The sequence below is a fragment of the Ralstonia sp. ASV6 genome (genome assembly GCF_016429285.1).
Taxonomy (GTDB): domain Bacteria; phylum Pseudomonadota; class Gammaproteobacteria; order Burkholderiales; family Burkholderiaceae; genus Ralstonia; species Ralstonia flaminis.
The window spans coordinates 1-21,693 of record NZ_JAELUI010000009.1; the positions used below are offsets into that span (position 1 = coordinate 1).

The window sequence follows — 21,693 nt, forward strand, 5'->3', positions numbered from 1 at the left end:
CACCTTGTCGACGGTCTTGGCGACGACGGTCGGGCGCTGACGGACGTCTTCCTTGGCCATCGGCGAAGCTTCGCCCGACCGGGCGCGGGCCGCGCCGCGCTTGGGTTGTGCACGGCCAGTTTCGGACAGCGCCTCGCGCTCGAGCGCGGGCACCGGTTTTCGAGGTTCCTGACCCGCCTTGGGCTTTCCGGCTTTGCCGAAAGGCTTGAATTCAGCCGGGTCTAGCAATTGGGCTGGCTGGGTGGGCATGGTCGGCAGCGGCATGCTTAGATTACCTCTCTGGAGGGAACAACGACGAAACACCGCACCCGCTCATGGCAGGACGGTGCTGATGGAAAACGCTGAGGGATTGGGGCGCACGTCGCACAGACGACGGCCACAAAAAAGCCGCCATGACCTGCGAGAGGTGGGGCGGCCTAGGTGAGCACCACGAGCGCCACAGCAAGTTGCACGATTCGGACGTTCTGCCCAGCCTTGCTGCTGGGGAAAACGCGGATGCGGTATCAGGCCAACTTGGCCGCCGGTACCGTCGTGGGCAATCGGAATGGCATCCGGATTTCGTACTCATCGGTTCCGACTGTATCGGAAGCTTTTGCGATTTGCAATCTGTCACATGTGACGTGTGGTGTCGCGTTGCGGCGGCGCGAAACTGGCACAAAAGCAAGCGCCGGCGTACCCTGCGCGGCGCTTTCGTGCCTCATGGGTGACACATGCGATTACAGCGCGCGCACCGCCGCCAGAACGTCATCCACATGGTTGGGCACCTTTACGCCGCGCCATTCTTTGCGCAACACGCCTTTGGCATCGATCAGGAAGGTGCTGCGTTCGATACCTCGCACGTCCTTGCCGTACATCTTCTTCATCTTGATGGTGTCGAAGAGATTGCAGACGGCTTCGTCGGTGTCGGAGATCAGCTCGAAGGGCATCTCCAGCTTGGCCTTAAAGTTCTCGTGCGATTTCAGGCTGTCGCGCGAAATGCCGAAGACCACGGCGCCGGCGGCCTCAAAGGCGTCGTACTGGTCGCGGAAATTCATCGCCTCGGTGGTGCAGCCGGGCGTGTTGTCTTTCGGATAAAAATAGAGCACGACGATCTTGCCATGCTGCGACGCCGGCGAGAACGTGATGCCGCTGGTGGCCGGCGCGGAGAAATCGGGAAGAGGCTTGTCGAGAGAGACGGGCATGGTGTGTTCCGGAAAACCGCGGGGGAGAGACGGGAAACTCGTGGACGGGCAATGCTGAAATACGACGCCCGCCGCTGAACCGGAGCCCCGAGGAATCAGGCCGGCTGAACGATCAGGCTGCCGCTGCGACCGGCAACTTCGCCCCACGTGACGGGCTGCACGGGCAGAGTGCTGCGATCCAGCGTCGCATAGTAGTCGCCCATCGATGCCAGCCGATGGCCTTGCGCACGCCAGCCCTGCAGCAACCTGCGGAAGATCGGGGCGAGTTTCTGCCCTTCAAGCTCCGCATGCAAGGTAAACACTTGGTCGCGATCAGATTCGGTCATCTTCAGGATGTGCCGGGCGACGGTTTCTGTCGTCAGATCATCCACACCGATGAGCTCATCCAGCGTCGGGAGTGTGGTCGGCAGCTGCACGTGGTTCAGCGTGTGGCCGTCGATGCTCGGGATGTACGGATGCGTGCCACGGCCGTCCGAGGCGTAGGCCATGCCCCAGGCATCGATCTGGCGGAAGGCATGGTCGTTCATCTGCCAGCCGGCGGCGCCGTGCGTGACGGGGGCGTGACCGAAAATCTCGGCAAAGCGCTTGTGCGAGGCGCCCATCTGACGGGCTGTCCAGGCAGCATCGCGCAGGCGGACGTTGTCTTGCCAGAGCACGTGATCCCACGTGTGGATGCCGGTCTCGAAGCCTGCCTCGGCAATGGCGCGCATTTCGGCAGCGGCTCTGCGGCCGATGTCGGGGCCGGGCAACAGCACGCCGTACATGAGCGTGCGCAGGCCGTAGTGCTCGACCACGGACGTGCGGGAAACCTTCTTCAGAAAACCGGGGCGGAACGCCCGGCGCAGCGCCCAGCCGGTGTGATCCGGGCCGAGGCTGAAGAGGAAGGTCGCGCCTGCCTCGTGCTCACGCAACATGCGCGAGAGATTGGGCACGCCTTCGCGGGTGCCGCGCAGGGTGTCGACGTCGATTTTGAGGACGATGAGGGCCATGAACCTGCGCGGGGTGTTGCTTACTTGTTGCCGTTGCCTTCTTCAACCAGGCTGCGGGCGTCGGCCACGTGCATGCGATACGCCTCGAAGATATTCGCCAGGGCGTCTTGCATCGTGGTGGTCGGCTTCCAGCCCAGTTCGTCCATGGTGTTGGCGATCTTCGGTACGCGGTTTTGCACGTCCTGGTAGCCGTTGCCGTAGTAGGCGCCGGAGGTCGTTTCCACCAGCTGAACTTGCTTGGCGGTGTCTTTGTACTCGTCGATCTTGGCGGCTTGCTCCAGCATCATGTTGGCCAGCTCGCGCACCGAATAGTTGTTCGACGGGTTGCCGATGTTGTAGATCTTGCCCGAGGCAACGCCATCCTTGTTGGCGATGATGCGCACCAGTGCGTCGATGCCGTCATCGATGTACGTGAAGGCGCGCTTCTGGCTGCCGCCGTCGACGAGCTTGATGTTCTCACCGCGCACGATGTGGCCGAGGAACTGCGTAACAACGCGCGACGAACCTTCCTTCGGGGTGTAGATCGAGTCCAGGCCCGGGCCGATCCAGTTGAACGGGCGGAACAGCGTGAAGTTCAGGCCTTCCATGCCGTAGCCCCAGATCACGCGGTCCATCAGCTGCTTCGAGCAGGCATAGATCCAACGCGGCTTGTTGATCGGGCCGTAGATCAGCGGCGAGGCTTCCGGATCGAATTCCGCATCGCTGCACATGCCGTAGACCTCGGAGGTCGACGGGAACACCAGGTGCTTCTTGTACTTGGCAGCCGAGCGAACGATCGGCAGGTTGGCTTCAAAGTCCAGCTCGAACACGCGCAACGGGTCCTTGACGTACGTCGACGGCGTGGCGATGGCCACCAGCGGCAGGATCACGTCGCACTTCTTCACGTGATACTCGACCCACTCCTTGTTGATGGTGATGTCACCCTCGAAGAAGTGCATGCGCGGGTGGTTGACCAGATCGCCCAGACGCTCGGTCTGCATGTCCATGCCATAGACCTCCCAGTCGGTGGTCTCCAGGATGCGCTTGGACAGATGGTGGCCGATGAAGCCGTTGACGCCGAGAATCAGTACTTTTTTCATGAAGGCAAACTCAAGATCAGGAGGTGGCGAGCTGGTTGGCGAGCTGCTGCGCGGTCACGACGGACGTACCGCTGGCGGCGTTGGGCTCGACACGCCAGAGCTCGTGGATGGCGATGGCTCCCCCATCGCCGCACACGCCGAACGTCGCATTATCCACGACGTGCAAGCCCGGGGGCAAATTCGTGACGGTTTGATGTGCCAGACGGGCACGCGCGACGATGTAACGCTCGCTACCGACATCGGTAAAAGCGCCGGGGTAGGGCGGTGCCACGGCACGGATCAGGTTGTAGACCTGCTGGGCCGGCTTGGACCAGTCGACGCGGCCGTCTTCGGGCTTGCGGCCACCGAAATAGCTGCCGTTGGCCAGCACGTTCGGGTGCTGTGGAATCTGCCCGGCAATCATTGCGGGCAATGCGCGCCACAAGGTTTGTTCGGCGGCCACGGTGGCCTTTTCGAACACTTCGTGTGACGTGTCGTCCGGCAGGATCGGCACGATAGTCTGGTCGACGATGTAGCCGGCATCCGGCTTTTCGACCATCTCGTGCAGGGTGGCGCCGGTTTCGGTCTCGCCGTGCAGGACGGCCCAGTTAATAGGCACGCGGCCACGGTACTTCGGCAGGAGCGACCCGTGCATGTTGAACGCGCCAAACTTGGCAAGGCTCAACAGCGACATCGGGATCATGTGCCGGTAGTAGAACGAAAAGATGAAATCCGGCGCGATGGCGGCGATGCGGGCGCGCAGATCTTCACCGTTCGCGTTTTCTGGCGTGATGAAGGGGATACCCAGTTCCTGTGCTGTGGCGCGCACGCTGCCAAACCAGATGTTCTCAGCGGCGTTGTCTTCATGTGTGACGACAAGTTCGACCTGGATACCGCGCGCCGCCAGCACGCGCAGGCAGCGCACGCCGACGTTGTGATACGCGAAGACGACGGCGCGGCGTGTCATGCAACACCCCGCTGCGAGTTGCCGGCTTTCAGGTCCGCCGGCCCGGCTTCATGCAGGTGAGGGGTGTCTTCCAGTACGCCCTGCACCAGATAGCGCGGGCGCTCGCGCACCTGCTGATAGATGCGGCCGATGTACTCGCCCAAGAGGCCGATGCCGAACAGCAGCACGCCCATCAGGAAGAATGTAATGGCGAACAGCGTAAATACGCCCTGGACTTCTGCACCCAGCAGGAATCGGCGGACTACCAGCAGGATGAACAGTACTGCCGAGGCCAGCGACAGCAGCATGCCGATCGCGGAGAACCACTGCAGCGGCACCACCGAGAAGCCAGTCACCAGATCGAAGTTCAGGCGCACCAGCTTGTACAGCGAGTACTTCGATTCGCCCGCGAAGCGCTCTTCGTGGTCGACTTCGATTTCAGTCGGGTTCTTGCTGAAGGTGTAGGCCAGCGCTGGGATGAAGGTGTTGACTTCGCGGCAGCGGTTGATGGTGTCAACGATGGTCCGGTTGTAGGCGCGCAGCATGCAGCCCTGGTCGGTCATCTTGATGTGCGTGATGCGCTCGCGCAGCGAGTTCATGGCGCGCGACGCGGTACGGCGGAACCACGAGTCCTGGCGGACGCGGCGGATGGTGCCGACGTAGTCGTAGCCTTCGTCGAGCTTTTCAACCAGGCGGCCGATCTCTTCGGGCGGGTTCTGCAGGTCGGCATCGAGCGTGATGACGCGCTCGCCGCGCGCATGCTCAAAGCCGGCCAAGATGGCCATGTGCTGGCCGTAGTTGCCATTGAACAGCACGACGCGGGTGCTGTCCGGGCGGGCGCGGAACTGCTCGGCCAACATGGCGGCGGAGCGGTCCCGGCTGCCATCATTGACGAACACGACTTCGTACGAGATGCCCAACGCATCGAGAGCGGGATACAGGCGCGCAAACAGCGCGGCGAGCCCGTCTTCTTCGTTGTAGACAGGAATGACGACCGAGAGAGCGGGTGTCTTCATTATTGGTATTGGGCGCAAAGTTGGCGGACCGCGTTGGCTACGCGATCCACGTCAGAATCTTCCATGCCGGCAAACATCGGTAGCGTGACAATAGCGCGGCCGATGCGTTCTGCCACCGGGAACATACCCGGCTTCCAGCCGAGTTCGCGATAGAGCTTGAACAGATGGATGGGCGGGTAATGCACGCCCGCGCCGATGCCCAGCGCCTTGAGGCCCGCCATGAAGCCTGCGCGATCGACCTTCAGGCGATCCAGTGGCAGCACGATCTGGAACATGTGCCAGTTGGTGTGCGTGAAGTTTTCCACCGGCAATTCGACGCCAAACGATTCGATGTCAGCCGCGCGCATGGCGGCAAAGTAGCGGCGTGCGAGCGCGGCGCGGCGTGCGGTCACCGCTTCAAGCTGTGCAAACTGGCCCAGGCCGATGGCGGCGTTCACATCGGTCAGGTTGAATTTGCCGCCCACCAAGTCGACTTCCATGCCGTCAAAGCCAGTGCGCACGACGCCTTGCAGGCGGTACTTCTCGGCCAGCACAGCTTCTTCAGGCGTGTTGAGCACGAGCGCGCCACCTTCGATGGTGGTGATGTTCTTGTTGGCCTGGAAGCTGAAGCTGACCAGATCGCCAATTTCGCCGATGCGCTTGTCGCCCCAGCGCGAGCCGATGGCCTGCGCGGCATCTTCCACCACGCGTAGCTTGTGGCGGCGGGCGATATCGTACAGGCGGTCCATGTCGACAGGCAGGCCGGACAGGTAGACCGGGATGATCGCTTTCGTACGCGGCGTGATGGCGGCTTCGACCTTGTCGAGATCGATATTGCGCGTGACCGGGTCGATATCGACGAAGACCGGCTTGGCGCCGACCGTCAGCACGACGTTGGACGTGGCGACCCACGAGATCGGCGTGGTGATGACCTCATCGCCGGGGCCGATGCCTGCGATGCGCAGCGCGACTTCCATCGTGGCCGTGCCGTTGGCGAACGTGCGCACGATGCGGCCGCCGAAGTATTCCGACAGTGCGGCTTCGAACGCGGCAACCTTGGGGCCCGAGGTAATCCAGCCCGAGCGCAGCACATCGGCCACCGCGGCGATGGTCGCCTCATCAATGGTCGGGCGCACGAAGGGCAGGAACGGCAGTTCGGCAGTGGCGTTGGTTTGCGTCATGACGATGGCTTGAATAAGGAGGTGGGCAGGGTGGGCTCAAGCGTCGCTTAGGAGCGAGCCAGCACGAATACGCCGATGAGGATGATGCCGATACCGATCAGCCGCTGCATCGACAGCACTTCGCCAAACAGATACCACGCCAGGAAGGCATTGACCACGTAGCCTAGCGAGAGCATCGGATACGCAATGGTCACATCCACGCGCGACAGCCCGAGGATCCATACCACCACGGAAATCACGTAGCACGACAGGCCGCCGATGATGGGCAACTGCGTTGCAAGCTTGATGCCGATTGGCACGATGTTCTCGGCCGAAAACGCAAAGCGGCCGATATTGTTGACGCCCGCCTTGAGCAATAGCTGGGCGCAGGCATTGAGCATGACGCCTGTCAGGATCAGCCCGAAAGTGACCAGATTCATGTGTTCTTTTGATGTTTTACCAACAGCGACGGTTTCCCCGCGACTCTGCCGCCGGGGCGCATGTTACGACAATTCCGCTTGCACGCCCCTTTCGAAGAGGGCCGAACAAAGACAAGCGGGTAGCACCTAGTTGCGCCGCACGATCACGCGGCGGGCATCGCGGGCAATCACAATCATCGGCACACCCTGGGTCACCAGCCGGTCATATGTACCCGGCCCCATCATGGCGACAGCCTGGCCGCCTTCCTTCCAGCGGGCCACGAAGGCCTCGGTGGTCGGGATCCACTTGGTGGGTTCCTGCTCGATGCCGAAAGCCAGCTCATCGGGCTGCTGCACCATCGTGGTTGGCGTGCCAAGGTAAAACGGCATTGTATGGTCCAGCCGCTCTACCGCATAGAACGGTACGCCGGGCTTCAACCATGGTTTGACGGCCGGCACGAGATCGATACCCGACATCGAGCGCCCGAACGCCTCGTGGCCGAGCAGGGCGGCCGTAAACGTCAGGAACCACGCGCAGGCGAACGCGACGAGACTCTCAAAGCGCTTGTTCGCACGGCGCAGTGCCAGCCACGTGAACACCGCACCCGCGGCGAAGGCCGCTGCCAGGAACATCGCAAAGCGCGAGAACACCGCATTGGGGTACATGTCTGACGACATCGTCGCCACATAGCCGCTCGCCGCCAGACCGACCACGGCCAGGGCCAGGAAGGCCTTGAGCTGCCAGCGCCAAGCGCGCTCGCTGGTGTTCTCCAGCACCAACGCAGCCAGAATCGCCAGCGCCGGGATGATCGGGAAGATATAGCCCGGCAGCTTCGAGTCGGAAATGCTGAAAAACGCGAAGATCAGGATGGCCCACAAGCCGAGCATGAGCGTTGGCCGGAAGCCATTGGCGGCAGTCTCACTGCGGGCGAAGGAGAGGCGTGCCGCGCCCGGCAGTTGTGCGAGCCACGGCAGGAAGCCCGCCAGCAGCAGCGGCACGAAATACCAAAGCGGCGCGTTGCGGTTGTGCACGGTCGACGTGAAGCGCTGAAAGTGCTCGTGTACGAAGAAGAACCACGCAAACTCCGGGTTGCGCGCAGAAATCAGCACGAACCACGGTGCGCCCACCCCAAAGAAGACGATCAGCCCCGTCACCAGGTGCAGTCGTTTCCACAATGCCCAGTCACGTGCGACGAGCGTGTAGACCACCAGTACGAAGCCCGGCAGCACCACGCCGATCAGGCCTTTGCTCAATACGGCCAGCGCCATCGACGCCCAGCAGACCCACATCCAGTTGCGTTGCTGGCTGCGTGTGGCATCCGGATACTGTGCCAGCAGCAGCGCCGCCAGGGCCATCGTCATGCAGCCGGCCACGCCCATGTCGAGCGAATTGAAATGTGCGCCCACGTTCCACATCGGCGCGCTCACCAGGACCAGCCCGGTGATGACGGCGGTTCGCTTGCCCCACCAGCGCGCTGCGGCCAGCATCGTGAAAACGAGGCCGGCGATGCCCGACAACGCCGTGAACAGCCGCGCCTGCCAGTCACCGACGCCGAACAGCGTGTAGGCGAGCGCCGTGCCCCACATCTGTAGCGGGGGCTTCTCGAAATACTTCAGGGCGTTATAGCGGATGGTCACCCAGTCGCCCGTGGTGAACATCTCGCGGGCGATCTCGGCGTAGCGGCCTTCGTCGGTCGGGATCAGGTGGCGGTAGCCCAACGTGCCCAGCCAGACGGCCAGAAAGGCAGCGGCCAGCAGCCACAGGGAGGCGTTGCGCCAGGGCAGGGCGGGCGCGTTGGCAGAGCGGTCGATCGGCATGCAGTCAGGCGCGTTCGATCAGCAATGCGGCCGCCGCTTTGCGGCCTTCCAGCATCAGGATGTTGTAGGTGCGCCCGGCGGCCTGCAGGTCCATTGCTTCCACGCCGATGCGCTTCTCGGTGAGCGGGGCGGTCAGGCGCGGGTGCGGAAAGCGCAGCTTGTTGCCGGTGCCGAATACGACCACCTCCGCCCCCAGCTCCAGCAGGCGGGCGAAGTGCTCGGGCGTGAGGTCTTCAAAGCGCGCGACATCCCACGGCACGACTGCGCCTTCGGGCATGACGAGCACCGAATGCTCGTAGCGTACCTTGTTGATTTCGATATAGCCGTCGCCATAGGCCGTGACGGTATTCAGAATGGTGGACGGATCAGAAGAGTGGAGCTTCAAGGCGGAATCCCATCAGGCGCGAAGGCTGCGGCGCACACAGCAGCGGGGCGCTAGGTTTCAGACTGTCCGGGCGATCTCGCTGCGTTGCAAAAATGCCCGCCGAAGTCTGTCATAATGGGCTAAATTATATCTTTTTCTCTCCTTTGCCCGCCGCGCCACAAGCGACGTCCGGCAAGGAAGAGCGCAGCGCTTGCCGCGCAAGTGGCGCCATCCCCGCCGCCTTGCTGCATTACAAAATCATCCGCAATCCAAGCCCGCTCGACATCGCCCGTGAAAACGATCCAGAAATCCGCCAAGCTCAATAACGTCTGCTATGACATTCGCGGCCCCGTGCTCGAGAAGGCCAAGCAGATGGAAGAAGACGGCCACAAGATCATCAAGCTGAACATCGGCAACTTGGCCCCGTTCGGTTTCGATGCCCCGGAAGAGATTCAGCTGGACATGATCCGCAACCTGCCGAACTCGGCCGGCTACTCGGATTCCAAGGGCATCTTTGCGGCGCGCAAGGCGGTGATGCACTACACGCAAGAGCAGGGCATCAAGAACGTCACGCTGGATGACATCTATCTGGGCAACGGTGCGTCGGAGTTGATTTCGCTGGCCACCAACGCATTGCTCGACGCGGGGGATGAACTGCTGCTGCCCGCGCCGGACTACCCGCTGTGGACCGCCGTGACCAGCCTCTCGGGCGGCACGCCGGTGCATTACTACTGCGATGAGTCCAACGGCTGGATGCCGGACCTGGACGACATTCGCGCCAAGATCACGCCCAACACCAAGGGCATCGTCGTCATCAACCCGAACAACCCGACCGGCGCGCTGTATTCCGACGAGTTGCTGCGCGGCATCATTGCCATTGCGCGCGAGCACGGCCTGGTGATCTTCGCCGATGAGGTGTACGACAAGGTCCTGTTTGACGACAACAAGCACACGGCGCTGGGCTCGCTGTCGGAAGACGTGCTGACGATCACGTTCAACAGCCTATCGAAGAGCTATCGCTCGTGCGGCTACCGCGCTGGCTGGATGGTGGTCTCGGGCGACAAGCGCCCGGCCAAGGACTACATCGAAGGCCTGAACATGCTGTCGTCGATGCGCCTGTGCGCCAACGTGCCGGGCCAGTGGGCGATCCAGACCGCGCTGGGTGGCTATCAGAGCATTAAAGACCTGGTGGCGCCGGGCGGCCGCATGCGTCGTCAGCGTGACCTGGCACACGAACTGATCACCGCTATTCCGGGCGTGACCTGCGTGAAGCCCAAGGCTGCGCTGTACATGTTCCCGCGCCTCGATCCGGCTGTGTACCCGATCGAGGACGATCAGCAATTCATCCGCCAGTTGCTGGAAGAGGAGCGTGTGCTGCTGGTGCAGGGCACCGGCTTCAACTGGCACTCGCCGGACCACTTCCGCATTGTCTTCTTGCCGCACGAAGACGATCTTCGCGAAGCGATTGGCCGAATTTCACGCTTCCTGGAGCGGTACCGTCAGCGTCACGGTACTGGCATCCGGGCCGCATAGACTCGGTCTTCCGCCAGACATGTTGTGAGCGGGGCAGACCGAAGTGTCTGCCCTGTCCGTTTTTTGCCTCTCAGTTTTAACGATACGTCCCATGAATCCCATCAAGATCGGCCTGCTCGGGCTCGGTACCGTCGGTGGCGGTACGCTCAAGGTTCTGCAACGGAACCAGGAAGAAATTCGTCGTCGCGCAGGTCGCGGTATTGAAGTCGCCATGATTGCCGTGCGCAACGTCGAAAAGGCGCGCGCCATCGTGCAGGAAGCCGGTGCGACCGTGCCGGTGGTCAACGACCCATTTGCCGTGGTGGATTCGCCCGAGATCGATATCGTGGTGGAACTGATCGGCGGCTATGACCTGACGCGCGAACTGGTGCTGCGCGCCATTGCCAATGGCAAGCACGTCGTCACCGCCAACAAGGCGCTGCTGGCGCTGCATGGCAACGAAATCTTCAAGGCCGCGCAGGACAAAGGCGTGATGGTGGCGTTCGAGGCCGCAGTGGCCGGCGGCATCCCCATCATCAAGGCACTGCGCGAGGGCCTGACGGCCAACCGCATCGAGTGGATCGCCGGCATCATCAACGGCACCACGAACTTCATCCTCTCGGAGATGCGCGACAAGGGCCTGGACTTCGACACGGTGCTCAAGGAAGCCCAGCGCCTGGGCTATGCCGAAGCCGATCCGACGTTCGACATCGAAGGCTTTGACGCCGCGCACAAGCTCACGCTCATGAGCGCCATCGCCTTTGGCGTGCCGGTGCAGTTTGAGCGCGCGTACGTGGAAGGCATCACGAAGCTGGAAGCCGTCGACATCCGCTATGCGGAGGAACTCGGCTACCGCATCAAGCTGCTGGGCCTGACGCGCCGCACCGATGCTGGTATCGAGCTGCGCGTGCACCCGACGTTGGTACCGGCCAAGCGCCTGATCGCCAACGTGGAAGGCGCGATGAACGCCGTGGTCGTCAACGGTGACGCCGTGGGCCCGACGCTGTACTACGGCAAGGGCGCCGGCGCTGAGCCGACCGCTTCGGCCGTCGTCGCCGACCTAGTGGACGTGACGCGCCTGCACACCGCTGACCCGGAACACCGTGTGCCGCACCTGGCGTTCCAGCCGGATGCATTGTCCGACACGCCGGTGCTGCCGATCGACGAGGTGCGTTCGAGCTACTACCTGCGCATTCGCGTGGCCGATCAAACGGGTGTGCTGGCCGATATCACGCAGATCCTGGCCAAGACCGGTATCTCGATCGACGCCATGCTGCAGAAGGAATCGCGTGAGGGTGAGCCGCAGCCGCAGACCGACATCATCATGTTGACGCACACGGCCGTCGAGAAACACGTGAACGGTGCCATTGCCGCCATCGAAGCGCTGCCGACCGTGCTGTCGAAGGTCAAGCGCATTCGCATGGAAGAACTGAACTGAGGCCATGAGCATGCAATACCGATCGACCCGCGGCCACGCAGAGCCGCAGAGCTTCTCTCGCATCCTGCTGGGCGGCCTGGCGCCGGACGGCGGCCTGTACCTGCCCGAGCAGTATCCGCAAGTCAGTGCAGATGAACTGACCCGCTGGCGCGACCTGCCGTATGCGGATCTCGCGTTCGAGATTCTGCGCAAGTTCGCTACCGACATCCCGGAAGACGACCTGCGCGCGCTGGTCCGCCGCACGTACACGCCTGAGGTTTACTGCAACACGCGCCAGGGCGACAACGCGGCCGACATCACGCCGCTGCACACGCTGGGTGAGGAAGGCGGCACGCAACTGTCGCTGCTGTGCCTGTCCAACGGCCCGACCCTGGCCTTCAAGGACATGGCGATGCAGCTGCTGGGCAACCTGTTCGAATACGCGCTCGACCGCGAGCACGCCGAGCTGAACATCCTGGGCGCCACCTCTGGCGACACCGGCAGCGCGGCCGAGTACGCCATGCGCGGCAAGCGCGGCGTGCGCGTGTTCATGCTGAGCCCGCACCGCAAGATGAGCGCATTCCAGACCGCGCAGATGTTCAGTCTGCAAGACAAGAACATCTTCAACATCGCCATTGAAGGCGTGTTCGATGATGCGCAGGACATCGTCAAGGCCGTGTCCAACGACCACGAGTACAAGGCCCGCCAGAAGATCGGCACGGTCAACTCGATCAACTGGGCACGTGTCGTTGCGCAGGTCGTTTACTACTTCAAGGGCTACTTGCTGGCCGCCCCGAAGATCGGCGACAAGGTGTCGTTCTGCGTGCCGTCGGGCAATTTCGGCAACGTCTGCGCGGGTCACATTGCGCGCATGATGGGGCTGCCGATCGACAAGCTGGTGGTGGCCACCAACGAGAACGACGTGCTCGACGAGTTCTTCCGCACCGGAACGTACCGCGTGCGCTCGGCCGCGCAGACTTACCACACGTCCAGCCCGAGCATGGACATCAGCAAGGCCTCGAACTTCGAGCGCTTCGTGTTCGACCTGCTGGGCCGTGACCCGGCGCGTCTCGCGCAGCTCTTCCGCGACGTGGACGAGAAGGGCGGTTTCTCGATGACCGGCAAGCCGGAGTTTGACCGCATCGCCGAGTTCGGCTTCGTCTCGGGCCGTAGCTCACACGAAGACCGCGTCAACACGATCCGTGACGTCTTTGCCACCTACGGCACGATGATCGACACCCACACCGCCGACGGCGTGAAGGTGGCGCGCGAGAACCTGACGCCGGGTGTGCCGATGGTGGTGCTGGAAACGGCGTTGCCGGCCAAGTTTGGCGACACCATCCGCGAAGCGCTGGACCGTGAGCCGGAGCGCCCGGCAGGCTACGCTGATATCGAATCGCTGCCGCAGCGTTTCGAAGTCATGCCTGCGGATGCCGACCGCATCAAGAGCTACATCGCCCAGCACACCGGTCTGTAAAGGCATGGCAGGCGTGCCGGATGACGTGGCCGAGGCAGCGTTCACACGTTGCCTGCACGACATCCGTGCCTGCCGCGCGTGCAAGGGCGCGCTCGCGCACGAGCCGCGCCCCGTTGTCCTGGCTGACCGCCGTGCCCGCGTGCTGATCGTCGGGCAGGCGCCTGGGCGCATCGTCCACGAAACCGGCATCCCCTGGAACGACCGCTCGGGGGATCGCCTGCGCCAGTGGCTGCAAATCCCGTACGACGATTTCTACGCCGACAGGCGCATCGCCGTGGTGCCGATGGGCTTCTGCTTTCCCGGCACCGGCGCGAACGGCGATCTGCCGCCGCGCCCAGAGTGCGCTCCCAAATGGCATCGCCCTTTGCTGACTGCGATGCCCGAGGTCAAGCTCGCGCTACTGGTCGGGACCTACGCGCAGCGTTACTACCTCGATGGTCCGCGCGACTGGTCGCTTACCGATGTGGTCCGCAACGGGCCTGTGACGGACAGGGAGGGCCGCGTGCTGTTTCCGCTGCCGCACCCAAGCCCGCGCAATCTTGCCTGGTTCAAGCACAACCCGTGGTTCGACGCGCACATCGTGCCGGCGCTGCGGATTGCGCTGGCTGACGCATTCGCGTGATACGCCTGGGCTGATGCATGGCATCGGCCTGGAACCGATACAATCGAAATCTCCCTTTCGAATTCGTTTTCCCATTTCCGCATGTCCGCCAACGATGCTCCCGCCGTCAAACCGTCCTTGCTGACGCTCGAAGCGGCGCTGTCGCAACTGCTTGCGGCCGCCCGCGTTCTACATGACACCGAAACCGTGCCAACGCTGCACGCCAATGGCCGCATCCTCGCGCAAGCTGTACACAGCAGCCTGAATGTACCGTCGGCGGACAATACGTCGATGGATGGCTACGCCGTGCGCGCGGCCGACATCACCGCGCCGGGCACCTGCCTGAAGGTGGCGCAGCGCATTCCTGCGGGCCACGTCGGTCAGCCGCTGAATGCGGGCGAGGCGGCCCGCATCTTTACCGGCGCGTTGATTCCGCCGGGCGCCGATGCGGTGGTCATGCAGGAGCAATGCAAGGCTGATCCGGACACGGGCACCGTCGTCATTGACCACGTGCCGGAATCCGGCGAGTGGATTCGCCGCGCCGGTGAGGATATTGCCGACGGCGCAGAAATCCTGCCGCGCGGCACACGCCTCGGTGCGCAGCAACTGGGCCTGGCCGCTTCTGTCGGTTGTGCCAACCTGCAGGTGGTGCGCCGCCCGCGTGTGGCTGTGTTCTTTACGGGCGATGAACTTGCCATGCCCGGCGAGCCGCTCAAGCCCGGCGCCATCTACAACTCCAATCGCTTCACGCTGCGCGCGCTGCTCGAAAACCTTGGCTGCGACATCACCGATTTCGGCATCGTGCCCGACACGCTGCAGGCCACGCGCGACACGCTGCGCGAAGCCGCCGAGGGGCACGACCTGATCATCACGTCCGGCGGCGTGTCGGTGGGCGAGGAAGACCACATCAAGCCCGCCGTGGAAGCTGAAGGGCGCCTGAACATGTGGCAGATCGCCATCAAGCCGGGCAAGCCGCTGGCCTTTGGCGAGGTGCGCCGCCCCGAAGGCATGGTCGGCGGGCCGACCGCGTTCTTTCTGGGCCTGCCAGGCAACCCGGTGTCGAGCTTCGTGACCTTCCTGCTGTTTGTGCGGCCGTTCATCCTGCGCCTGCAAGGCGTGACGGATATTGCCCCGAAACGTATCCCGATGCGTGCGGACTTTGCGTTACCGAAGGGCGATCGCCGCAACGAGTTCCTGCGTGCGCGCATCAACGCCAATGGCGGGCTCGACCTGTTCCCGAATCAAAGTTCGGGTGTGCTGACCTCCACGGTGTGGGGCGATGGCCTGATCGACAACCCGCCCAACCAGCCGATCGCGCAGGGCGACGTGGTGAGCTTCCTGCCGTTCGCAGGTCTGGTGTAAGGAGCGATGGCCATGCAGATCGAGCTTCGTTTCTTTGCCAGCGTGCGTGAACAACTGGGGACCTCGCATGAGGCGGTGACCGTGCCAGACACCTTGCGCACAGCGGGCGATGTGCGCCACTGGTTGATGGCGCGTGGTCCGGTGTGGGCCGATGTCTTGGCTGAGGGCCGCGCCCTGCGCATGGCGGTGGACCACCAGATCGTGCCTGCCGATACCGCGATTCACGAAGGCTGCGAAGTCGCATTCTTCCCGCCCGTCACTGGCGGCTGAGCGAAGGAGAGCGACCATGACCGTCCGTGTGCAGGAAGCCGACTTCGACCTCGGTGCCGAGATTGCCGCACTACGCGCCGGCCGCCCGAACATTGGCGCGGTGGCCAGCTTTATCGGTACCGTGCGCGACATCAACGACGGCACCGGTGTGTCGGAGATGGAGTTGGAGCACTATCCCGGCATGACCGAGAAGGCACTCGCCAACATCGTGAGCGCGGCCAGGCAGCGGTGGGAGCTGATTGACGCGCTGGTCATCCACCGTGTGGGCAAGCTCAGGCCGGAAGACCAGATCGTGCTGGTGGCGGTGGCCTCCAAGCACCGCGGCGAGTCCTTTGCCGCGTGCGAATTCATCATGGATTACCTCAAGAGTGAGGCGCCTTTCTGGAAGAAGGAGCAGACGCCCGTGGGCGCGCGCTGGGTCGACGCGCGCGTGACCGACGACAAGGCACTCGCCCGCTGGGGAGTCACCACCAGCAACGCGGCTGCCGCCTCCACGGCGGCCAGCGTACCGGCCCAACCCAACGATTACGAATAACAAGGACAGGGCCGCATGAGCGGATTGGGCTTTCTGGCAGTCGGGGTGGGAGCTGCGCTGGGGGCCTGGCTGCGCTGGGTATTCGCTGTACTGTGGAATGCGATCAATCCGGCGTTACCGTACGGCACGCTGGCAGCTAATCTGGTAGGGGGCTACCTGATTGGCGTAGCGGTGGGCTTTTTCGATGTGCATGCAGGGCTGTCACCGGAGTGGCGCCTGCTGGTCATCACCGGGTTCCTCGGCGGCCTGACGACGTTCTCGACGTTTTCCAGCGAGGTCATCGCCAACATCCTGGCGGGTGACTATGCGATCGGCGTGCTGCATGTCGTGGCACACCTGGGTGGCTCGCTGTTCCTCACGCTGCTCGGCCTCTGGACGGTGCGTACATTCAGTTGATTCGCGTCGTTAGCATGCGTCGTGGGTTCACATGGCGAACAACGCACGGACCCGCACGGTGGCACGCCTGAAGCGGAAATGACCATCAGCGCGACCAACGTACCGAACTTCACGAATACGCTGACCGCGGGTGATCGCATTTCGGTAACGACTTCGGGTGAGGCGGTGACTGCCTGCGCACTGAATGAGACGAAAGCGGCACATCAAACGGCGACGCGCCGAGATCCGCATCTCCGCTTGATTTTGTTCAAACCTGCATGAAAACCGGCGTTTCCATGCTTGAAATGCCACCGAAGCTCCCAATCTTTCGGAGCAAGTGAATAATTTCCGCAAGGGGTTTTATATGCGTTTGGACAAACTGACCACCCGCTTCCAGGAAGCGCTGGCCGACGCGCAGAGCCTGGCGCTGGGCAACGACAATCCGTACATCGAACCGATCCACCTGCTGCTGGCGATGCTGCGCCAGCCGGATGGAGCCACCAAGAACCTGCTGGCCCGCGCGGGCGTCAACACGGGTGCGCTGGACACGGCGCTGGACCGCGCCATCAAGCACCTGCCGCAGGTGCAGGGGGGCGAACAGGTGCAGGTCGGCCGAGACCTGGGCAACCTGCTGCAGCAGACCGAGAAAGAAGGCATCAAGCGTGGCGACCAATTCATCGCCAGCGAGCTGTTCCTGCTGGCCGCCGCTGACGACAAGGGCGAGGCCGGCCGCATCGCACGCGAACACGGCTTGGCTCGCAAAGCGCTCGAATCGGCCATCGACGCCGTACGCGGCGGCCAGACCGTCGGCAGCGCCGAGGCCGAAAGCCAGCGCGAGGCGCTCAAGAAGTACACGATCGACCTGACCGAGCGTGCCCGAAGCGGCAAGCTCGACCCTGTCATCGGCCGCGATGACGAAATCCGCCGCGCCATCCAGATCCTGCAACGCCGCACCAAAAACAACCCGGTGCTGATTGGCGAGCCGGGCGTGGGCAAGACGGCCATCGTTGAGGGGCTGGCGCAGCGCATCGTCAATGAAGAGGTGCCGGAAAGCCTGAAGGGCAAGCGCGTGCTCGTGCTGGATATGGCGGGCTTGCTGGCCGGTGCCAAGTACCGTGGCGAGTTCGAAGAGCGCCTGAAGGCCGTGCTCAACGACATCGCCAAGGAAGAGGGCCAGACCATCCTCTTCATCGACGAAATCCACACCATGGTGGGCGCGGGCAAGGCCGAAGGTGCGATGGACGCGGGCAACATGCTCAAGCCCGCACTTGCGCGCGGCGAGCTGCATTGCATCGGCGCGACCACGCTGGATGAATACCGCAAGTACATCGAGAAGGATGCCGCGCTGGAGCGCCGCTTCCAGAAGGTGCTCGTGGACGAACCGAGCGTGGAAGCGACCATTGCCATCCTGCGTGGCCTGCAGGAGAAGTACGAACTGCACCACGGCGTGGAGATTACCGACCCGGCCATCGTGGCCGCGGCGGAACTCAGCCACCGCTACATCACGGACCGCTTCTTGCCGGACAAGGCAATTGACCTGATCGACGAAGCGGCCGCGCGCATCAAGATGGAAATCGACTCGAAGCCCGAGGTGATGGACAAGCTGGATCGTCGCCTGATCCAGCTCAAGATCGAGCGCGAAGCGGTGAAGAAGGAAACCGACGAAGCTTCGCAGAAACGCCTGGAGCTGATCGAGCAGGAGATCGAACGCCTGCAGAAGGAATACGCCGATCTGGATGAAATCTGGAAAGCCGAGAAGGGCGCAGCGCAAGGCACGGCCGTGCTCAAGGAGGAGATCGACAAGATCAAACTTGAGATTGCCAAGCTGCAACGCGAAGGCAAGTTCGACAAGGTGGCCGAACTGCAATACGGCAAGCTGCCCGAGTTGGAAGGCAAGCTGAAGGCCGCGACCGACGCGGAGACCGCCAGCCAGAAGCAGCCGAACAAACTGTTGCGCACGCAGGTGGGCGCGGAAGAAATTGCCGAAGTCGTCAGCCGTGCTACGGGCATCCCCGTGTCGAAGATGATGACTGGCGAGCGCGAGAAGCTGCTCAAGATGGAAGACCGTCTGCACGAACGTGTGGTGGGCCAGGACGAGGCCGTGCGCCTGGTGTCGGACGCCATCCGCCGCTCGCGAGCCGGCATTGCGGACGAAAACAAGCCTTACGGTTCGTTCCTGTTCCTGGGCCCGACGGGCGTCGGCAAGACCGAGCTGTGCAAGGCGTTGGCCGGCTTCCTGTTCGATTCGGAAGAGCACTTGATCCGCATCGACATGAGCGAGTTCATGGAGAAGCATTCCGTGAGCCGTCTGATCGGCGCGCCTCCGGGCTATGTCGGCTATGAGGAGGGCGGCTACCTGACCGAAGCCGTGCGCCGTAAGCCGTACAGCGTGGTGCTGCTCGATGAGGTGGAGAAGGCCCACCCGGACGTCTTCAACGTGTTGCTGCAGGTGCTGGACGATGGCCGCCTGACCGATGGCCAGGGTCGCACGGTGGACTTCAAGAACACGGTGATCGTGATGACGTCCAACCTCGGCTCGCAGTTGATCCAGTCGATGACGGGTGAACCGTTCGATGTGGTGAAAGGCGCCGTGTGGCAGGAGGTGAAGACTCATTTCCGCCCCGAGTTCCTGAACCGGATCGATGAGGTGGTGGTGTTCCACTCGCTCGACCAGCGCAATATCGAGTCGATTGCGCGCATCCAGCTCAAGCGTCTGGCGGCACGTCTGGCGCAGATGGACCTGACGCTGGAGATTACGGACGAGGCGGTTGCCAAGCTGGCCTCCGCTGGGTACGACCCGGTGTTTGGTGCGCGGCCGCTGAAGCGCGCCATCCAGCAGCAGATCGAGAACCCGGTCGCGCGGATGATCCTGGAGGGCAAGTTCGCCCCGAAGGATGTGGTGCCGGTGGACTACCGCGACGGCCACTTCACGTTCGAGCGCGTGGTGCACTGAACTGCGCAGCGTGATGTTTGAGAAAGCCCGTCTTTGTGACGGGCTTTTTTTATGTCTTCATCAACGCGCTGTCAGGTGATGCGTGGCAGGCTGATGCGGAAAATCACGCCGCCTTCCTGCGCATTCGCCGCGTCGATTCGACCGCCGTGTGCCTGCACGATGGCCTGCGAAAGCGCCAGCCCAAGACCCGTACCCGGCGTCTCACTCGCCCGCGCACGCGCGCCACGGTAGAAGCGCTCGAAGATGTGCGGCAGCTCGGCAGGGGGAATGCCGGGGCCATGGTCGCTGACTTGCAGGATGGCGTCGCCATGCTCGGCCGACCAGGCAATCTCGACCGTGGTGCCCGCCGGCGAAAACTTGACGGCGTTGTCCAGCAGATTGCTCAGGGCCAGGGTTGCCGGAGCACGGGCGATACGGATGGGCTGATTCGTGCCCGCCTGGGTGGCGAGGACGATGCCGCGATCCTGGGCGGCGGGTGCGACACGCTTGACGCATGCCTGCACGAGCTCAACCACCGGTACGACCTCCTGCATGCCCTGGTCCTGGCCAGCATCCAGGCGCGCGAGCATCAGCAGTTCTTCCACCATCTGCGTGAGCCGTCCGACTTCTTCCACGCACGAGTGCAGGGTCTCGACATACTCTTCGCGGCTGCGCTCGCGCCGCAGCGTCACCTCAAGCTCGGTACGCAGCCGCGATAGCGGTGAGCGCAACTCGTGCGAGGCATCGGCCGTGAAGCGGCGCTGCATGTCGAAGCCGTGTTCAAGGCGATCGAGCATGTCGTTGAGCGTGTCCACGAGCTTGCCGATATCGTCAGACGTACCGGGATGCGGCAGGCGCTCGTCGAGATTGTTGTCGCCGATTCGGCGGGCCTGCTTGACGACGTTGTCGATGGCACGAAAGACGCGCCGTGTGAGCATGGAGCCCGCCGTGCCGACAGCGAGCAGTAGCGCAATGGCCAGCCCGACGAACAGCACCACTGCCGAGTCCAGGAGCCGATTGACGTCGTCCAGCGATCCCGCAACCTGGATGACCCTGGGGGATGCACCGCCGGTGAGTACCGGCAGCGACACCATGCGCAGCGGCTCTTCGCTGAAATCCTGCAGGGTCTCGAACACCGTTTCGCCTTGCGTGAGACGGCCGAGCAACGTCGGAGATGTCGGCAGACGGGTCGTGCCCAGGTTGGCACTGCGCGCAAGGACATCCCCTTGTGCATCGACGATCTGCACCAGACGGTCCAGGCGCACCAGGGAAGGTGGCGCCGTGCCTGCGGGCTTTTCATGCACGCGGATGGGTTGGTCTTTGCTACCCAGCAGCATACCGGCCTCGGTTTCCGCCAGTGCCAGCAGCGCGGCGTCCAGTTGCCGATGGGCGATGCGCGAGAGCTCCCACCACGCGGCAAAGGCCACGCCCGTCACAACGATCAGAATCACAGCCCAGTGCGCAAGGATCAGGCGGCGCTGAAAACTAAACATGGTGATCCGATTGTGCGTGTGCCTGTGTGCTCAGGCGAAAGCCTTGTCCGCGTACGGTTTGAATGAGCGCCGGCAGGCCAGGTGGGTCGATCTTGCGGCGCAGGTTCTTCATGTGCACATCGATCAGGTTGTCGATGGCGATGAGGTCGGCATGCCAGATGTGTTCTGCAAGTTGAGCGCGGCTGACCACGCCACCGGCATGGCGCAAGAGCAGATCCAGGATGGCGTATTCCTTGGGTGTGACGTCGATGGCCGTACTTGCCCGCATGACCGAGCGTGTGGTGGGTTCAAGCTTGAGGTCACCCATGGCCAGCGCGGGCATCGGCACCAGCCTTGCCCGGCGCAGGAGCGCGCGAACGCGGGCCAGCAGTTCGTCAAACACGAAGGGCTTGGTCAGGTAGTCGTCGGCGCCGGTGTTGAGGCCGGTGATGCGGTCGGTGTGCGCGTCCCGTGCGGTCAGCATCAGGATCGGGGTCTGGATGTCACGCCGGCGCAACTCGGCACAAAACGTCACGCCTTCTTTGCCAGGAAGCATCCAGTCGAGGATGACCAGATCGGCGGACCGGATCATCGGCTCGTGTGCCTCTTCCGCCGCGTGCGCAAGCGCCACCGTAAAGCCTTCTTCTTCCAGGCCTCGTGCCAGCAGGCGGGCGGCTTTGCGGTCGTCTTCGATCAGCAGGATGTTCATCGGGTAGCACGCATGGGGCGGCAGGACGGCGGGATTCTAGCAATGCGACCGGTTGATGTTCCTGAAGAAGAATTCAGGTTGCGCTGCAACATCGTTGCGTA

21 protein-coding genes and 1 pseudogene are annotated in these 21,693 nt (G+C 63.2%); 10 read left to right on the forward strand and 12 right to left on the reverse strand.

Features of this window, described 5'->3' with window-relative positions:
• The 10 genes and pseudogenes from JHD73_RS02695 to JHD73_RS02740 all read right to left on the reverse strand — a co-directional run.
• Positions 1–264: pseudogene (locus JHD73_RS02695) on the reverse strand (PhoH family protein); the annotation flags it as partial.
• Between the two features lie 452 nt (positions 265–716).
• A complete protein-coding gene (locus tag JHD73_RS02700) occupies positions 717–1,181 on the reverse strand; it encodes a peroxiredoxin (protein ID WP_199027512.1) in 465 nt (154 codons plus the stop codon).
• Positions 1,182–1,276: 95 nt separating this feature from the next.
• Entirely contained in the window at positions 1,277–2,170 is an 894-nt protein-coding gene (locus tag JHD73_RS02705; protein WP_199027514.1) for a 4-deoxy-4-formamido-L-arabinose-phosphoundecaprenol deformylase, read from the reverse strand.
• Between the two features lie 20 nt (positions 2,171–2,190).
• Positions 2,191–3,249: a bifunctional UDP-4-keto-pentose/UDP-xylose synthase gene (locus tag JHD73_RS02710; RefSeq protein ID WP_199027516.1), complete on the reverse strand. Its 1,059-nt coding sequence runs from the start codon at positions 3,247–3,249 to the stop codon at positions 2,191–2,193.
• A 16-nt stretch (positions 3,250–3,265) separates the two neighbouring features.
• A complete protein-coding gene (locus tag JHD73_RS02715; RefSeq protein WP_199027518.1) occupies positions 3,266–4,195 on the reverse strand; it encodes a formyltransferase in 930 nt (309 codons plus the stop codon).
• Entirely contained in the window at positions 4,192–5,190 is a 999-nt protein-coding gene (locus JHD73_RS02720) for a glycosyltransferase (protein ID WP_199027520.1), read from the reverse strand. The genes JHD73_RS02715 and JHD73_RS02720 overlap by 4 nt, the downstream gene beginning before the upstream one ends.
• Positions 5,190–6,350 (reverse strand): DegT/DnrJ/EryC1/StrS aminotransferase family protein, encoded by a 1,161-nt coding sequence (locus JHD73_RS02725; protein WP_199027522.1) that lies wholly within the window; start codon positions 6,348–6,350, stop codon positions 5,190–5,192. The genes JHD73_RS02720 and JHD73_RS02725 overlap by 1 nt, the downstream gene beginning before the upstream one ends.
• Positions 6,351–6,397: 47 nt before the next feature.
• Positions 6,398–6,769, reverse strand: coding sequence for an EamA family transporter (locus tag JHD73_RS02730; RefSeq protein WP_199027524.1), 372 nt, complete (start codon positions 6,767–6,769; stop codon positions 6,398–6,400).
• A gap of 126 nt (positions 6,770–6,895) precedes the next feature.
• On the reverse strand, positions 6,896–8,566 hold the full coding sequence (locus JHD73_RS02735; protein WP_199027526.1) for a glycosyltransferase family 39 protein: 1,671 nt from the start codon (positions 8,564–8,566) through the stop codon (positions 6,896–6,898).
• 4 nt (positions 8,567–8,570) lie between these two features.
• Positions 8,571–8,951: an Mth938-like domain-containing protein gene (locus JHD73_RS02740; RefSeq protein WP_199027528.1), complete on the reverse strand. Its 381-nt coding sequence runs from the start codon at positions 8,949–8,951 to the stop codon at positions 8,571–8,573.
• A gap of 92 nt (positions 8,952–9,043) precedes the next feature.
• On the opposite strand from JHD73_RS02740, the gene JHD73_RS02745 reads away from it, so the two are divergent.
• The 10 genes from JHD73_RS02745 to clpB all read left to right on the forward strand — a co-directional run bounded on the left by JHD73_RS02745 (position 9,044) and on the right by clpB (position 19,432).
• The gene (locus tag JHD73_RS02745) at positions 9,044–9,256 is read left to right on the forward strand and encodes a hypothetical protein (RefSeq protein ID WP_199027530.1); all 213 of its coding nucleotides are present in this window, start codon (positions 9,044–9,046) and stop codon (positions 9,254–9,256) included.
• Entirely contained in the window at positions 9,222–10,463 is a 1,242-nt protein-coding gene (locus JHD73_RS02750; protein ID WP_039595952.1) for a pyridoxal phosphate-dependent aminotransferase, read from the forward strand. The genes JHD73_RS02745 and JHD73_RS02750 overlap by 35 nt, the downstream gene beginning before the upstream one ends.
• A gap of 91 nt (positions 10,464–10,554) precedes the next feature.
• Positions 10,555–11,880, forward strand: coding sequence for a homoserine dehydrogenase (locus tag JHD73_RS02755; protein WP_199027532.1), 1,326 nt, complete (start codon positions 10,555–10,557; stop codon positions 11,878–11,880).
• A 10-nt stretch (positions 11,881–11,890) separates the two neighbouring features.
• Positions 11,891–13,336: a threonine synthase gene (gene thrC / locus JHD73_RS02760; protein WP_199027534.1), complete on the forward strand. Its 1,446-nt coding sequence runs from the start codon at positions 11,891–11,893 to the stop codon at positions 13,334–13,336.
• Between the two features lie 4 nt (positions 13,337–13,340).
• Positions 13,341–13,958, forward strand: coding sequence for a uracil-DNA glycosylase family protein (locus tag JHD73_RS02765; RefSeq protein ID WP_199027536.1), 618 nt, complete (start codon positions 13,341–13,343; stop codon positions 13,956–13,958).
• 81 nt (positions 13,959–14,039) lie between these two features.
• Positions 14,040–15,299 carry a gephyrin-like molybdotransferase Glp gene (gene glp, locus JHD73_RS02770; protein WP_199027538.1) on the forward strand — a complete coding sequence of 420 codons (1,260 nt, stop codon included), beginning with the start codon at positions 14,040–14,042 and terminating at the stop codon, positions 15,297–15,299.
• A gap of 12 nt (positions 15,300–15,311) precedes the next feature.
• The gene (gene moaD, locus JHD73_RS02775) at positions 15,312–15,569 is read left to right on the forward strand and encodes a molybdopterin converting factor subunit 1 (protein WP_199027540.1); all 258 of its coding nucleotides are present in this window, start codon (positions 15,312–15,314) and stop codon (positions 15,567–15,569) included.
• A 16-nt stretch (positions 15,570–15,585) separates the two neighbouring features.
• A complete protein-coding gene (locus JHD73_RS02780; protein ID WP_199027542.1) occupies positions 15,586–16,104 on the forward strand; it encodes a molybdenum cofactor biosynthesis protein MoaE in 519 nt (172 codons plus the stop codon).
• A 15-nt stretch (positions 16,105–16,119) separates the two neighbouring features.
• Positions 16,120–16,500 (forward strand): fluoride efflux transporter CrcB, encoded by a 381-nt coding sequence (crcB, locus tag JHD73_RS02785; RefSeq protein ID WP_199027544.1) that lies wholly within the window; start codon positions 16,120–16,122, stop codon positions 16,498–16,500.
• Between the two features lie 343 nt (positions 16,501–16,843).
• Positions 16,844–19,432: an ATP-dependent chaperone ClpB gene (gene clpB, locus JHD73_RS02790; RefSeq protein WP_199027546.1), complete on the forward strand. Its 2,589-nt coding sequence runs from the start codon at positions 16,844–16,846 to the stop codon at positions 19,430–19,432.
• A gap of 71 nt (positions 19,433–19,503) precedes the next feature.
• On the opposite strand, the gene JHD73_RS02795 is transcribed toward clpB, so the two are convergent.
• Together JHD73_RS02795 and JHD73_RS02800 are read right to left on the reverse strand one after the other, a co-directional pair.
• The gene (locus tag JHD73_RS02795; protein ID WP_199027547.1) at positions 19,504–20,904 is read right to left on the reverse strand and encodes a cell wall metabolism sensor histidine kinase WalK; all 1,401 of its coding nucleotides are present in this window, start codon (positions 20,902–20,904) and stop codon (positions 19,504–19,506) included.
• Positions 20,897–21,592, reverse strand: coding sequence for a response regulator (locus JHD73_RS02800; RefSeq protein WP_199027549.1), 696 nt, complete (start codon positions 21,590–21,592; stop codon positions 20,897–20,899). The genes JHD73_RS02795 and JHD73_RS02800 overlap by 8 nt, the downstream gene beginning before the upstream one ends.
• Positions 21,593–21,693: the final 101 nt, after the last annotated feature.